This window comes from Candidatus Tiamatella incendiivivens, from assembly GCA_015522635.1.
Lineage (GTDB): Archaea > Thermoproteota > Thermoprotei_A > Sulfolobales > Acidilobaceae > Tiamatella > Tiamatella incendiivivens.
The window spans coordinates 1-14,982 of record WALW01000004.1; the positions used below are offsets into that span (position 1 = coordinate 1).

Sequence of the window (14,982 nt, forward strand, 5' to 3'; positions counted from 1 at the left end):
GGTAGCGGTGCGAAATAAATGGCGTTCAAAGGACTTAGGCAGCTACGCCGACTACTGAGATACCTGTCGAACAGGAAGGTAGAGTTTACTGTAGCCATGGTACTTGTTATACTAATGTCCTATACAAACAGTATAGTTCCCGTTCTTATTCGAGGTGCTATAGACTATGGCATAATCAAACACAACATAGATAACGCGTTAATCTACGGTGGCCTCATAATTTTAGCCGGGATCCTTAACGGTATATTCAGCTTCTCAGCCAGGTTCTTCCAGGTGAGAGCATCTCAAGACGCTGTGTACAGGCTCCGAATGGATACCTTCAGGGCTATACAACGGCAAAACATGGAGTTTTTTGACAAAACACTAGTAGGCCAGCTAATATCTAGAGTCACGAATGACGCTGAGAGAATAACAGGGTTCCTAAGCTTTAGAATGCGTATGCTAGTATACTCATCCTTCTTAGTAGTAATTAGCCTGTACTATATGTACACGATGAGTTCGAAGCTAGCATTGATCGCTGTAATCACGATCCTTATAGTCATGTCTCTAAACGCGGTATATGCTCGTAAGGTCAGGCCAATATATGATAAAGTCAGGCATCAGACGGGTGTACTTGCAGGTGAGTCGACAAGCTCTATCGCAGGTATTAAGACGGTAAAAGCACTGGCGGTTGAAAACTATATCTTTGGGAAATTCGGTGGCGAGAACCGGGGATTATACCAGCTTAACGTGGATGCCGCGAGAATATCCTCGCTATATGGGAATAGTCCATTCCTAATCATAGGCTTAGCCATGAGTGCCATGCTCTTCTATGGTGGAGAAGCCATAATAGCTAGTACTCTAACAGTAGGAGAGTTAACAGCGTTCCTAACGTATATGTTGGTGATGATGTGGCCTCTTAGGGCTCTTGGATTCATAATAGGAGATATGCAGAGAACGCTAGCAGCAGCTAATAGGCTCTTTGAGATTATAGATACTGCACCGGCTGTTATTGACTCACCGGATGCCGTTGAACTGGGCAATATTAAAGGAGAGATACTGTTTGACGGTGTATGGTTCTCTTATCCCGCTGGTAAGAAAGTACTTCAGGGCATTACATTCAAAGTCAAACCCGGGGAAAAACTACTCATAACAGGTCCACCTGGCACTGGTAAAAGTACGATACTGAAGCTTATAGCGAGACTTTACACCCCCACGAAAGGTAAAATCCTCCTAGACGGCATTGAGCTTAGCAGGGTAAAACAGGAGAGCCTTAGGAAAATAATTGCATATGTCCCGCAGGAACCATTTATTTTCAATAGGAGCCTAAGGGAAAATATCTCTCTAGCTAAACCGGATGCATCACTGGATGAAATAATGAACGCCGCTAGTATAGCTAAGATACATGAATTCATTAAAAAATTACCTAACGGTTATGATGCTATCGTAGGTGAAAGGGGGATAACTCTAAGCGGTGGGCAGAGGCAGAGAATAGCTATTGCAAGGGCGTTACTAGCTAATCCGAAGCTTATCCTCTTAGATGACCCTGTATCAAACCTTGATGCCGAGACCGAGGAAGCATTGGTGAATGATCTCAAGGAAATACTTGCAGATAAGACAGCTGTAATCGTCTCACAACGACTGTCTCTAGCGAAGATAGCTGATAGGATTATCGTATTGTCTAGGGGCATGATTGTTGAGGAGGGTAAGCATGAGGAGCTTCTTGCTAGGAAAGGAGTATACTATGAATTATATAAGAGTATGACGGGGGTGGCTAGGATCGTCAACTAAGAGTACATGGAACCTTTTATCAAGGTTTATCAAAGAAGCATTCCGAGAGCGTAAGCTTTTAGCTATAATTATAGCGAGCATAATTGGCGCCACTCTAGCCACACTCATATCCCCCTACATATTGGGAATAGCTATAGACAGGTATATAGTGCCGGGGAAATACGCCGGATTGCCCTTCATAGCATCTCTATACCTTATCGCACTCGTGTTACAATGGGTTTTCACAACAATACAAACATATTACGTGGAGAAGTTCGGGCAGGGTGTTCTAGAGGAGTTAAGGGCTAGGATTCATGAGAAGATACTTATGGCAAACATGGACTTCTTCAAGGACAAGAAGACTGGTGATCTAGTATCTAGAATAATCAACGATACAGGCATGGTGAACGATGTACTAGTCTCTGGTTTGCTAGGGGGAATAGGTAGTACTCTCAGCCTGATAGGTATTATAGGTGCAATGCTCTACCTAGACGTAAAACTCACTCTTGTAGTCCTGCTAAGCGTCCCGATAATGGTTTTCGTAGCCAAATACTTTGGAGGGAAAATTAGAACAGCATACAGGCAGACTAGGAGGGAAATAGCACGTATAAGTAGCGTCGTGGAGGAAGGGGTCTCGGGTATAGAAACTGTTAAAGCTTTCGGCAGGGAGAAGAAGGTGGAAGAAGAATTTAAGGAAGCAAGCAAGGGAGCAGTAAGAGCATATATCCGTGTAGCATTCTATATGGGATTGTTCTGGCCGCTAATGAACATATCATCACTACTATCAATAGTGCTGGTTTTAGCATATGGAGGCTACCTAGCATACACTGGAGCTATAAGCGTTGGAATAGTTGTTGCATTCATCCAATACACTCAAAGGTTTAGGGGGCCTATAAACGAAGTTGTAAGCATGTATGATAGCTTGCAATCGGCTTTAGCTGCTCTCGAGAGGATATATGAGATCATAGATGATCGGAATATGGAAGTCTATGAAGGCGTGAAAATAGAGAGGCTAGATGGCCGTGTAAGATTTGAAAACGTATGGTTCTGGTATGAAGAAGGGAAACCTGTGCTCAAACATGTTAACATAGACATACATCCGGGTGCAACAATAGCCCTCGTAGGAAAAACAGGGGCAGGTAAAACAACAATAGCCAACTTAATCATGAGATTCTATGACCCCAAACAAGGTAGAATACTATACGACAGCCTTGACGGGAGAGGTATCGATAGGCAATCACTAAGAGCGAGGATAAGCTATGTTCCACAAGAAACTTACCTATTCCCAGGCAGCATAATGGAGAATATAAAAATAGCAAAGCCTGGGTCAAGTGATGAGGAAGTGGTCACTGTTTGTAAACAGCTTGGAATACATGAATTCATAGAACGGTTACCTAAAGGATATGAAACGCCCGCAGGAGAGGCTGGTAAACTCTTGAGCGTGGGAGAGAAACAGCTAATATCCATTGCTAGAGCTATGCTCAAGAACCCGGATATAGTCATCCTTGATGAGGCACTAAGCAGTGTCGACCCTAAAACCGAGTCACTAGTACAGCATGCTATATTAAGACTGATGGAGGGGAGAACGAGTATTATAATAGCCCATAGACTCACTATAACAAGGTTCGCTGATAGGATTCTAGTCTTGGATGACGGAGAAATAGTAGAGGAGGGAAGCTTCCAAGATCTACTAGTGAAGAAAGGTAAGTTCCATGAACTATATACGTCTCAAATGACAGTGAAAGTTATAGCCCGTAGCTAGAAGAGGAGGCCTGGGAATATGTGGAATAATTTTCTTTTAAAAATTGCTACGAGTAGGAAGAGCACTAGAAAATACAGCAGTGAGCCAGTATCACTAGACAATATCCTATATGCTATACAGGTAGCATTACAGGCTCCTTCTGGTGCGAACAGGCAGCCTTGGAGGTTCATATTAGTAATGGACGGGGAATTGAAGCATGAGCTGAGGGAGATTAGTGAGGAATGGGAGAGAAAGTTTCATGATAGCCGGGCTCTACCAAGATGGTTTAAGGAGTGGTTGCATGAGAGAAATATAAGTTGGCAGAAGCCTTTCCTCGAGGAGGCGCCTATACTCATAGTTGTCCTTACAGATAGGAAAGCGCCCTATGGGCGTGAAAGCACTTGGCTAGCCATAGGGTATCTCCTCTTAGCTCTAGAGGAAAGAGGGTTAGCATCGCTGACATACACTCCATCTAACCCTCATGTTATTGCCAGACGCCTCGGTGTACCTGACAATTACACGTTAGAGGCGATCATACCTGTAGGTAAGAGCGGAGAAGCCGCGGAGAAGGAGCCGCGGTTGAAGCCATCTGATGCAGTATACTTGGATAAATGGGGAGGCAAATTAGGATCTATCAATCACAAATTCACCTGATAACACCAGTGTTTAGGGGTATAATGAACACTTTTTAACTGGTATTAATAAGCCCACGCCATGCTGGAGGTTGAGTAGGATAGTCCGTAGTTCAAGGAAATACTTGAGAAATGCACTATTCTACTATGTGAATGTTAAAGAAAAAAGTTTGATTAAATTTCGGGAAGAGAAACACCTGCCTTCCCCACTAGAATGTGAGGTATGATTGCGGGAGGCTTTATTTCCCACCATTCCAGGGGCCAAGCCTCTTTTCCTAGAGCCTCGATGCTGTTGAATAGGTCTGTCATTTTATCAGCTATACGTACACGGTTGAGGCATCCTTTCGGCTTCCCATTCTTTACCTGGAAGACAGCGTCTCTGGATACTGTTGAGAATATACCCTCAGGATAATTCTGGTATCTTGTATACCAGTTGTTTGTAATATATAAGCCATTACCTAGTGTCTCTAATAGTTCACTGATAGATAGATCTCCCGGTTCAACTTGTAGATTGAATGGTCTTGGCATTATTATACCTGCATTCCCCGTTGTCTTGGTTTGCATTAGTTTAGCCGTCTTAGAGTTATGGAGTATTGTTTTGAGGACTCCTTTCTCTACAATACTCTTATCCACTGTAGAGATGCCCTCATCGTCGAAGAAGCTGAAACCAGGTAGCTTGGGGTTTCGCGGTTCATCCTTTATTGTTAACATATCGCTGAAGAGTTTGTTACCGATCATCCCAGGGTTAACGAAGCTCATACCAAAAACTATCATTCCAGCACTAGCTGCTCTAACAAGCTCGCGTACAAGGTTACCTGCAATCATCGGGGAAAGTAGAACCCTATACTCTCCAGGTTCAATCTTAGTCATGGGTAGCTTTGAGCATTCATCCGCGAGATCTTTGGCAGTACTGACAGCCTGCCTAGCCTGTTTTCCACCATTATACTTCGGTGACGTCCAACTCCACTGTCCGCTTCTGTCTCCTTTAAACACTCTAATGTAGCCATCGAACTTGGTTTTCTTACCTCTAAGGAAGTCATCGTTACTGTTTGCTAGAACAGTCTTTGTATAGCTGATCTCAGCCATTCCAGCAGAATTTCCTATTCCCCTTAAGCCGAGATCCGAAGTTAAGTCAAGCTCTCTCGCTCCCTCCAAGTATTGTACTATGACAGGGTCAGTCAGACTATAATCTTCTCCACTGGCGTCAGGTAAGGGGGCATACATAGATGAGGGCTCCATACTATCTAGGAGACTGACTATATTATCTACTGCACCTTCCGGAGAAGTTGTAGCTAAACTAGTTAGCAGCATTCTACCATTCTTTCTAGCTATGTATAAACCTATCTCTATATTATCCCATGACTGAGTAACGCTGGCTTCGCCGTTAGCTAGCTTAAACATTCTTTTCTTGGACTCCCCTATAATGAGAAGGTATTCGTCGACCTCTTCTTTCAACGTGGAAGAGAGTTTATCTGCTATATCCTCTAGGTAATTCCAAGTCACTTTACAACCACCTCCCTAAGTCTAATGTGGGGTCCTCCCATCGTCACTGGAACCCCTTGGATAGGTTCACCTTTACCGCAGAAACCTGGATACAGCTTCAAATCATCGCCAACTGCATCAACACTACTATAGAAAGCTGGACTCGTAATTTCTAGAATGGGATCCTTCACAGGTTCACGTAGATGGCCGTTCTCGATAACATAAGCCTCTAAGCCGACGTATCTAGCTCCCCACCTGTAATCATCTATATTCCATTCCATATATTTCTCAATGTAAATGCCATGGTTTACATCTTCAATTAACTCGTTAAAACTATAGTCGCCAGGTGCAAAGTATGTGTTAGCCATCCTAATAATGGGCTCTGACTTAAAGTCCCTAGCTCTAGCTGCTCCATTACTCTTCGAACCGAATAGCCTTCCCGTCTCTCTGTTTTGAAGCATCTCGTTAATCAAACCCTTATACAGTAGATGCCTAGGCCTAGCCGGTACAGCCTCGTCATCATATAAGTAGAATCCGAATGCTCCTGGTATAGTAGGATCGTCAACTACTGTCGCCACATCGCTACCTATACGGTCTCCTATACTGTAATCCCTCCAATAACTCAGACCTGCCTGTGCAGCTTCTCTGCCGAGTATCCTATCAGCCTCACTAGGATGCCCTATAGATTCATGTACAGCTATACCGGAGAGTTCAGGTCCAAGCACTACGTCCATCTTACCCTTAGGTGACGGTTTAGCTTTTGTTAGGGCTATCCCTAAACTCCTCATATCATCCTCAAGGTTGTCAGTTAAACTCTCCCTATCTAACCCCTCGAAACCACCTGTCCAAGCAATAACGCTGTACCTGTTCCTGTTCTCCGATCCATTAGATGCAGTGAGGTTGTAGTGGACATATGCTCTAGGTATGTTTGCCTCAACATATCCTCCATCGCTTGTAACGATAATTTTCCTCTCAGCTAGTTCATTGTAGAATAGCATAAACGATTTAAGCTGAATACCTTCTAGACTTAAGTCCGCAGCATCAGCCCTCTCCTTAACTTCGCCGAGCTTGTCTACAAGGTTAAGGGATTCCAGCGGCTTCTTCTCATATACATCATACTTAGTGCTCCCTAGCCTTGAATCATCAATCTCAATATTATGCTTGATGATTCCAGATGATATCCTAGCGTTAGATAGTGCAGTATCCACCATCTTTAAGAGAGTATCTCGATCAAGCTTGTCAGTAGAGGCGAAACCAAGGCCTCCGTTGACTATTACTCTTACAGCTACTCCGACTTGCTCCTCGTATCCCGAGGTGTATACTCTTCCATTCATTAAACCTATTTGATTTCCATACAAGGAGTGGAATCTGGCTTCCGCGTAACCAGCCCCATTACTAGTAGCCTTGGATACTAGTACTTCGAGGATATCAGGGTCAAATGATTCTACAGACAAGGTGTTGATACACCGATCTCTATATTGATAAATGTTCGAATATATAGATATTCACCACAGCCGAACAGTTGGAATAGCCTTTAACCCTTAAGACGTTGCTCCTTAATCCTATTAACCCTGTTCAAATAACCTCACTCACCAACCGTATAGTTAACCAACCCATACGCTTTCCTATCATAGACCTTAACGATCGTATAAGCCTTCCCTTCGGATGGCACCTTTATTCTCACAAGTTTCTACTAACGCTGTTTGTACCGGTAAAACTTATTAGTTTTGTATTACATGCACTACATAATTGGTGGTAAACATGGCGGAAGACCGGGAGGGAAAAAAGAAAATATACACAATAAGAGGCATAGACCCAGAAACATATGAAGCATTCTCAAAACTAGCAAGAGACCTAAACACAAGTATAGGCAGGTTAATCAGTGAAGCCATGAGACTTACCATAACACTAGGAGGAACAGGGACTAAAATAGGTCTGAAGAAACTCGGAGAACTAAGCTCAATAATAACCAAGGGAGGTAAAACAGAAACTTACGATGAGAACATCGAGGTAATAACAGGAATAAAAGAACTAGAAGTCTCCAAAACAGATCTTGAAAAAACTGAGAAACCAATAGTCCTACTCAACATGAGAAAACTAACCTTCAGTAATGATGTAACTTGGGATCTACTAGACCAGAAGATAAAAGAAATAAAACTAGTAGACGAGATAGTTATACCCTCACATATTCCGAAACTAAAACTGGCAAAGAAATGCATAATGGTAGAACGAATAATTGTCGGCAAAGAAAAATAAGGAATATCTTTTATCAGTGTTACAATTTATCTTCGAGTCCTGCAGCATACTTGGCTAATTTTTTACTACCATCATACTTATAGGATCTATATAGTTCTATATAGCTGGCTTCTATGGATCCTTCTGCATGAATCATTGCAGTTGTGAATAGTGCTCCGAATGATGAGAGGAGTTCTTTTAGCAGCATGAAGTATTTGGCTCTCTCTATTGCAGGCGTCTCTTTCCCTATAAGATATTTCTGTAGGTATTTGCCAATTTCAGTGTTCTCGAAGTCTTGCAAAGTAGGTACAGTTGCAGCTAGGCCTCCCGCTACATCCACTAGATTTTGTATTGCACTCGTGTATTCCGTGTTGGCAAGTAACTTTCCTATGTTTGTCATAACAATATTTGGAACGACTATGCCTGTGTTATCATCTTTCTGGGCTTCATATGCTGCTGCAATTGCTGATGCTCGTAATGTTTCCTTATATCTAATTAAATTGACTATATCCCTTCGTATATGGGATTTATTGTCTACTCCATTTGCTTCTGCCAGGAGTTTTGCTAGACCTATCATTAGGTCAGCCATGGCTGACCTGTAGGATATTGCCGTGAATCTATGGTATGTTGGGAACATTATAGCCATTGCCCCTGCGAACTGCCATTCCCCTGCTAGGAATACTCTATCCCATGGGACGAAGACATTGTCAAGGACTGTAAGGGTCTCATTTTCCACATTTTTCCTACCCATTATGAAGCTAGGCTCCTTTAGTGCTGACTCTACGCCTTTCATGGGTCTAGAAATTAGCTTGAGACCTTTGGTATTGGCCGGTATAGTGAAAGCGACAGAGTAATCTGCGTCTTTTTCAGTCATATTCCTTGTTGGTATGAATATTATTTCATTGGCGGCGATTGATTGTGTCGTATGTACTTTTGCTCCCGACACTATGATTCCATCCTTGTTTCTCTCCACTATCCTAACATATAGGTCTGGGTCTTTCTGTTCGTGAGGTCGGAGTGACCTATCTCCTTTTACATCTGTTTGAGCCACTGCAAGTGCCAGGTCGTTCTTTACAACTTGCTCATAGAACTTCATTATGTGACCATAGTATTCTGTCCCCATCATGACATCGATTTGCTTTGCCACCATCATGATGGCGAAGATGGCGTCGGATCCTATTGCTTTGATTATGTTGAACATCCCTCTACCTAGCCTGGTTGTCTCATATATTAGTTCGAATCTCTCCATTAGGTCGCTCGATGATCTGGGTATTCTATAGAACTTGCTTATCTCACCGTATACTGGGTCGTTGTATACTAGCATGCGCCTGTATTGTTTATCTTCTGCTAGTGAGTAGAGGTCTGCAGCATGGCTTACCGCTGCTTTTAGAACCTCATGTGTAGTGATGTCCTCTATTTTTTGCCCTCGGTAATATACTTCCCGCCCATCTCGCAAGCTTCTAATATATTCTTCTCTACTTCTCAAACCCATGCAATTCCACCTCAAAACTCTTGTGATTAAAAACTATGTATAGAAAAAAGTTAAGGGAAGGTTTTATTTACTACGGAAGGATCATGCCCCGGTATGATCATATTTCTCCTCGTTATCCTCAAAGCTTTGTAGGAACTTTCAAACCAGTCAGATAAATCTACATGAAGACCTATAGGTAGGAATGGGAGCGGTGACGCTCCTAGCGATAGCTTATTTCCTGCTAAATCAGTGAACTCTACGTTCTCCCTTGGAGGCATTATGTTAAAGTAGGTATAGAAATGGTCAGAAGCCAGTAGATATGTACCTTTCTCCGTTTCAACACTAACACCCTGTAAGCCCTTGGTATGGCCTGGAAGTGTGACCACTTTGATTCCTTTAGCTATTTCAGTATCTCCATCCATTAATACAAGATCCATTCCTTCTAAGGAATTGAGCGCTCCCTGATCATATGTTCCCTTCATGTGCGGAGTAGGGTGATGCGCGAATTCCCACTCTCTTTTCTGCACTATGATACGGGCATTGTGGAATAGGTGTACTGTTGCTACATGATCGAAGTGAAGGTGCGTTAGTATTAGAGTATCAACATCCTCGGGTTTCAGCCCAACTTTCTCTAAAGCTTCTCTAGTACCTTTTTCTCCTCCTCCCATAGCTGGGAAACCGTGTACCAACCCGTTCGATCCAGGTGCCTCCATTCCTGCGTCAACTACTATTCTCTCATCTGCACCTGCTATGTGCCAGATGTAAACTCCACTATTCACTAGTGTTCTCATATCTCCCAGGAAGAACGGGACGCCCAATGGGGCAGCTATTTTCGATTGGACTAAGGGGATTATCTTATAACTCAAGGGTTACCACCTTTCAACGCTTTCTGTTTCTCTTTCTCCTGGAGTAACCTCCAGTTTATCTTCCCGGCTCCCGTTCTAGGTATAGTGTCAGCAAACTCTATTTCTCTAGGATACTTGTATGGCGCCATTTTCTCTTTGGCCCAGGTAATTATCTCTTCAGCTTTTATTTTACCCTTGTACTCTTCCTTCAACACTATGAATGCTTTTACCTCTTCTCCTACTCTCGAGTTAGGAGTACCAACTACTACAACTTCTTGTATAGCGGGATGCTCGTAGAGCTTTGATTCCACCTCTGCAGGCCAGACCTTCATTCCAGCCCTGTTAATCATCCTCTTCAATCTATCTGCTATGTAGAAGTAACCGTCTTCATCCATGTAGCCGACATCGCCTGTTCTAAAGTATTTTACACCGTTGATCTCTATGAATGCTTCCACGGTCTCCTTTGACTTGTTCCAGTATCCTTTGAAGACTTCCGGGCCTTTAAGTATTATTTCTCCTAGCTCTCCTGGTTTTACTGGACTACCTGTGAGGGGATCTATGATCATTGCATCTACTCCGAAGTCAGGTATACCTATTGACCCGTACTTTGGGTTCTCAACGGTATTCATATGTGTTTGAGAGATAGTTTCTGTAAGACCGTATCCTTCCATATATTTCGTACCTGTCACTTGCTCCCATTTCTCAGCTACTGCTTTCGGTGTAGGCATACCTCCTCCGCCAGTGACCCTTAGGCTCTTCAGGTTCCTATTCGGCAGGTCCGGATCTGCTAGGACATCGAATATCATTGTGGCAATGCTTATCCAGTGGGTTACTTGGTATTTTTCAATAGCATCCATAGCTGTTTTCCTATCCCACCTCGTCATTAACACCATCGTGGAGCCGGTGTAGATTGGTGAGAGCAGTGAGTGGATTAGTCCTGTCACGTGGAAGAATGGTAGAGCAGAGAGGTGTATGGCTCCTGAAGATACTCGTTCCCAGTATGCAGCGGATAATGTATTGCTTAGTATTGTGAAGTTGGTGTGTATACATCCTTTGGGTGTGCCTGTACTACCCGCAGTATAAGGGATCATGGCTATGTCATCGCTTCCTACCGTCATTTCAGGCGGATCATTCTCTCTTAATGCTTCCTTCCAAGTAATTGCTCCTGAGAGATCATACTCTACCTTCATGAAGTCAGGTACAGTTAACTCTGGTTGCTCCGGTAGATAGTCAGTGTGGTTGCCTGCGATTACCTTTAAACCTAGGTCTTCAGCCACCATCTTAGCATTAGGAAGTAATTCTCCTGTTGTTATGATCATTTTCGCACCTGAATCCCTTATGATGTATTCTAGCTCTCTGCCGCGGAGCAACGGGTTCACCGGTACTACAACAGCTTTTGCCCTGAGTATGCCGAAGTATGCTATTATCCAGTGTGGTGAGTTGAGAGCATATATAGCTACCCTATCACCTTTTCCAATACCATTCCTAGCAAGGAATGTTGCCATCCTCTCTGCATATTCCTTAATCTGTCTGTATGTCAGTTTTCCACCGTAGAATATGACTGCTGTTTTGCCTGGAAACCGTCGGGCGCTAGTTTCTAGCAGTTCGTATACTGTTGTTTTAGGATAGTCTAGCTCTAATGTGAAGCCGGGTGGATAGAATTTAAACCATGATCTATCCTTAGGAATTTGAAGCAATGTGTAAAATGCACCTCTAGGTGTATGTTTATTTGTTTGATATAGCTAAAATTGCAAGTTTATAAGTAAATATCACAAAATGTTATATGGAGAATATTTTGAAGCGTCGGACAAGGTATGATATAATCGCGGATATTATAAAAGCACTCAACATCAAAGGCGAATTGCAGATATCTAAATTGGCTTTAGAAGTAAATCTACCGATAGATAGGGCAAAGACTGTTCTAAACCAGCTGGTACGTGCGGAACTGGTTCAACACGACCTGCATAAGAGATCGTATGAACTAACACCTAAAGCAGTAAAGTGGCTTACAATATATAGGCAATTACTCAAAATTCTCAAACCCGTCGAATTCGAGTCATGCACGGGTAACGAGAAGATATAGTGTTGTACTGGTAGGTTTTCCTGGTGAGGCACAATCAATAAGGCATAGTTAGACGTCAGGTTTTTATCTATTGAAACCAAAAGTCTGACCGGTAAGATTTCTGGAAGTGATTGAATTGGATCAAAACACTGTAATCTACGAGGAAAAAAACCATGTTGTAGTCATAACCATAAATAGACCGCAAGTAGATAATTGTATAGACCCTGAAACCAGCTTCAAAATGGCTGATTTATGGAGGAATTTTTTAGAGGACGATCACGCTTATGTGGCGGTAATAACGGGAGCCGGTGAAAGGGCCTTCTGCACAGGAGCGGATTTGAAAAAGTGGAGCTCTTTTATTAGAGCGAGGAAAGTTAACTGGTTCCGTAGAAACGCATATTATGGGCCTGGATTCGGTGGTTTAACAAGGGGTATAAGCGTATTCAAACCCATTATAGCTGCTATAAACGGCATGTGCTATGCAGGCGGTTTAGAAATTGCTTTAGCAGCTGATATCAGGGTAGCAGCTGATCACGCGAGGTTTGGTGTATTGAATAGAAGATGGAATGTAGGATTAGGAGATGGAGGTACTCAGAGGCTTTGGCGGATTATTGGTTTGGGAAGGGCTATGGAGCTGATTTTAACGGGTAAAGAGATTGATGCCGAGGAAGCATATCGAATAGGATTAGTTAACGAGGTGGTGCCTAAAGAAAAGTTAATGGATAGAGCTTTAGAGATAGCTAATCTGATAGCATCTTACCCGCAGGGTTCCATTAGAACAGATAAGGAAGCATTAATGAGAGGTATTGGAAGGCCTTTGGAGGAGGGACTTAGACTTGAAAACCTATTATTCTGGAATCTATTATTAAATAGAGACTTCTTTGAGGGTCAGTACGCATTTGCAGAAAAGAGAGAGCCTAGGTATACTAATGAATCCGAGGAATTAAAAGACATAGTTAAGGACTAGCCAAATAAAGTGGGGGTTATGAGGGAATGATAATAGATCAAGCATTATTCCTTATTTTTCTAATGAACTCAAGCATATCATAAGTATCTTCTGTTACTCCTTCTCTCCTCAGTACGAATTTCTGTATTCTCCCGGTAGGAGTTCGAGGTAGAGCGTCAAGGAGGCGAATATACCTCGGCACCCAGAAATACGGCATATTTTCCATACTATACTTGACTATTTCTTCTGGAGTAACATCATTTGATGCCGGTATAATCACAGCCATCACTTCGTCCTCCCCTACCTCTGATTTCACTGGTACCACAGCTGTCCCTTGGATTCTAGGGTTCTTTAGGAGGATTTGCTCCACCTCGTATGACGAGATATTCTCTCCCTTTCTTCTTATAGCGTCTTTGAGCCTGTCAACGAAGTATAGGAACCCGTTTTCATCGAAGTATCCAGCGTCTCCAGTGTGGAACCAGAGGCCTCTGAATGCTTTGACTGTTGCTTCTTGCATATTATAGTACTCTAGGAATGTTGTCCATGGTAGACTGGGTCTTATCACTATTTCCCCAACCTTGTTTGGTGGAAGGAACCTGCCTAGTTCATCCATTATTTTAACCTCAATGAATGGAGCGACTAAACCGCATGATCCTGCTGGTACTTTTCCACTAATTACAAGATCATAGGTTGGAGCTATAGGTATGCCTGCCTCTGTACCACCATATCCTCCTGTTATCAGTATGTTAAATCTTTCCTGTGCAATATTCCATATTTCCTTCGATGCATAGGCATGTGCAATAATCTTATCGTGGTCCTTTTCAGCCGGAGTAGATGGCTGCTTGAGAAGCATCTCTAGAATAGGTCCTACTGCGTGGAAGTATGTTACCTTATACTTCTTTACATCATCCCAGAATTTAGTGGAGAACCTTTCCACAAGAATCATTTTACCGTTTCCCAACATTGTCCCTAGAGTAGATAGATCTAAGGCCATTATATGGAATAGAGGTAGGTAGACATAGTTCACTGTATTAGCATTGATGCCTCCTGCATCTACCATTAATAGCGCAGTAGCTATAAACTGAGCATTGGTCTCGACAACTACTTTGGAGGGTCCTGTTGTTCCCGAAGTTAATATCATTGCTGAGGGGTCTTTCCAGTATTTTTGAATCTGAATGCTTTTATCAGGGTTAACGTTTAGCATTTCATTTACAAATGAATATTCTTTTCGTGGCTCTAGACTGGGATCTATTCCGTTGCCACCTATTATGAATAGACGTGAAATATTGTCAAGTTTATCTTCAACGTCTTTGTATGCCTTTATTAAACGGCTATCTACAACCAAGTATTTCGAGTCTGATTTCTTAAGGTTGTAGATGAGTGGGTCTTTTATGAAGGCAGTATTCACGGTTACAGGAGTTGCTCCTATTTTTAGTAGCCCGAAATATGATAGAATCCATTCAGGGGAATTCAATGCAAATATTGCTACTTTGTCAGTTTCTCTAACTCCATCTTGGTGGAATGCTGTTGCTAGAGAGTTGCTTAAATTATCTACATCGCGGTAGGAGTACTTGTCGCCATCTTGGAAAACAAGCCAGGTTTTATCACCATTCTCCTCAGCCTTTTTCCTAACGAGTTCAGAGACACTTGGGTATCTATTTAATGCTTCCTCATAGATTTCAATGGGATAGAATCCAGTCTTAGAGGTGGGGTTGGGAGGAAAAGGATTGCTCAATAAAGTCACCTTGGATTAAACTTTTGAATAAAGGTGAAATTTAAACTTTATTGAAAATAAAAATTAGTTACCTCGGTGGAATGA

12 protein-coding genes are annotated in these 14,982 nt (G+C 42.6%); 6 read left to right on the forward strand and 6 right to left on the reverse strand.

Features of this window, described 5'->3' with window-relative positions; all coding sequences use genetic code 11:
* The first annotated feature begins 18 nt into the window (after nt 1-18).
* From F7B60_00350 to F7B60_00360, 3 genes are all read left to right on the forward strand, one after another.
* Nucleotides 19-1,770 carry an ABC transporter ATP-binding protein/permease gene (locus tag F7B60_00350; protein ID MCE4613972.1) on the forward strand — a complete coding sequence of 584 codons (1,752 nt, stop codon included), beginning with the start codon at nt 19-21 and terminating at the stop codon, nt 1,768-1,770.
* A 121-nt stretch (nt 1,771-1,891) separates the two neighbouring features.
* Entirely contained in the window at nt 1,892-3,511 is a 1,620-nt protein-coding gene (locus F7B60_00355; GenBank protein ID MCE4613973.1) for an ABC transporter ATP-binding protein/permease, read from the forward strand.
* Nucleotides 3,512-3,529: 18 nt separating this feature from the next.
* Entirely contained in the window at nt 3,530-4,144 is a 615-nt protein-coding gene (locus tag F7B60_00360) for a nitroreductase family protein (GenBank protein ID MCE4613974.1), read from the forward strand.
* 152 nt (nt 4,145-4,296) lie between these two features.
* Here F7B60_00360 and F7B60_00365 read toward each other — a convergent pair whose 3' ends face one another.
* Together F7B60_00365 and F7B60_00370 are read right to left on the reverse strand one after the other, a co-directional pair.
* On the reverse strand, nt 4,297-5,625 hold the full coding sequence (locus tag F7B60_00365; protein MCE4613975.1) for a TldD/PmbA family protein: 1,329 nt from the start codon (nt 5,623-5,625) through the stop codon (nt 4,297-4,299).
* Nucleotides 5,622-7,058: a TldD/PmbA family protein gene (locus tag F7B60_00370; protein ID MCE4613976.1), complete on the reverse strand. Its 1,437-nt coding sequence runs from the start codon at nt 7,056-7,058 to the stop codon at nt 5,622-5,624. Before F7B60_00370 ends, F7B60_00365 begins: the two co-directional genes overlap by 4 nt.
* Nucleotides 7,059-7,365: 307 nt before the next feature.
* Here F7B60_00370 and F7B60_00375 point away from each other — a divergent pair, with 307 nt between their 5' ends.
* Nucleotides 7,366-7,860: a hypothetical protein gene (locus F7B60_00375; GenBank protein MCE4613977.1), complete on the forward strand. Its 495-nt coding sequence runs from the start codon at nt 7,366-7,368 to the stop codon at nt 7,858-7,860.
* 19 nt (nt 7,861-7,879) lie between these two features.
* On the opposite strand, the gene F7B60_00380 is transcribed toward F7B60_00375, so the two are convergent.
* From F7B60_00380 to F7B60_00390, 3 genes are read right to left on the reverse strand one after another with little or no spacing between them, the layout of a single operon-like run.
* A complete protein-coding gene (locus F7B60_00380) occupies nt 7,880-9,331 on the reverse strand; it encodes a hypothetical protein (GenBank protein MCE4613978.1) in 1,452 nt (483 codons plus the stop codon).
* Nucleotides 9,332-9,381: 50 nt separating this feature from the next.
* Nucleotides 9,382-10,176: an N-acyl homoserine lactonase family protein gene (locus tag F7B60_00385; protein MCE4613979.1), complete on the reverse strand. Its 795-nt coding sequence runs from the start codon at nt 10,174-10,176 to the stop codon at nt 9,382-9,384.
* The gene (locus F7B60_00390; protein ID MCE4613980.1) at nt 10,173-11,852 is read right to left on the reverse strand and encodes an AMP-binding protein; all 1,680 of its coding nucleotides are present in this window, start codon (nt 11,850-11,852) and stop codon (nt 10,173-10,175) included. Before F7B60_00390 ends, F7B60_00385 begins: the two co-directional genes overlap by 4 nt.
* A gap of 98 nt (nt 11,853-11,950) precedes the next feature.
* On the opposite strand from F7B60_00390, the gene F7B60_00395 reads away from it, so the two are divergent.
* Both F7B60_00395 and F7B60_00400 read left to right on the forward strand, forming a co-directional pair.
* Nucleotides 11,951-12,238 (forward strand): hypothetical protein, encoded by a 288-nt coding sequence (locus F7B60_00395; protein ID MCE4613981.1) that lies wholly within the window; start codon nt 11,951-11,953, stop codon nt 12,236-12,238.
* A gap of 115 nt (nt 12,239-12,353) precedes the next feature.
* Entirely contained in the window at nt 12,354-13,184 is an 831-nt protein-coding gene (locus F7B60_00400; GenBank protein MCE4613982.1) for an enoyl-CoA hydratase-related protein, read from the forward strand.
* Between the two features lie 37 nt (nt 13,185-13,221).
* Here F7B60_00400 and F7B60_00405 read toward each other — a convergent pair whose 3' ends face one another.
* A complete protein-coding gene (locus tag F7B60_00405) occupies nt 13,222-14,898 on the reverse strand; it encodes an AMP-binding protein (protein ID MCE4613983.1) in 1,677 nt (558 codons plus the stop codon).
* Between the last annotated feature and the right edge of the window lie 84 nt (nt 14,899-14,982).

Coding starts and splice junctions, on each gene's coding strand:
- F7B60_00350 (MCE4613972.1), top strand. CDS start 19: ATGGCGTTCAAAGGACTTAGGCAGCTACGCCGACTACTGAGATACCTG.
- F7B60_00375 (MCE4613977.1), top strand. CDS start 7,366: ATGGCGGAAGACCGGGAGGGAAAAAAGAAAATATACACAATAAGAGGC.
- F7B60_00380 (MCE4613978.1), bottom strand. CDS start 9,331: ATGGGTTTGAGAAGTAGAGAAGAATATATTAGAAGCTTGCGAGATGGG.
- F7B60_00360 (MCE4613974.1), top strand. CDS start 3,530: ATGTGGAATAATTTTCTTTTAAAAATTGCTACGAGTAGGAAGAGCACT.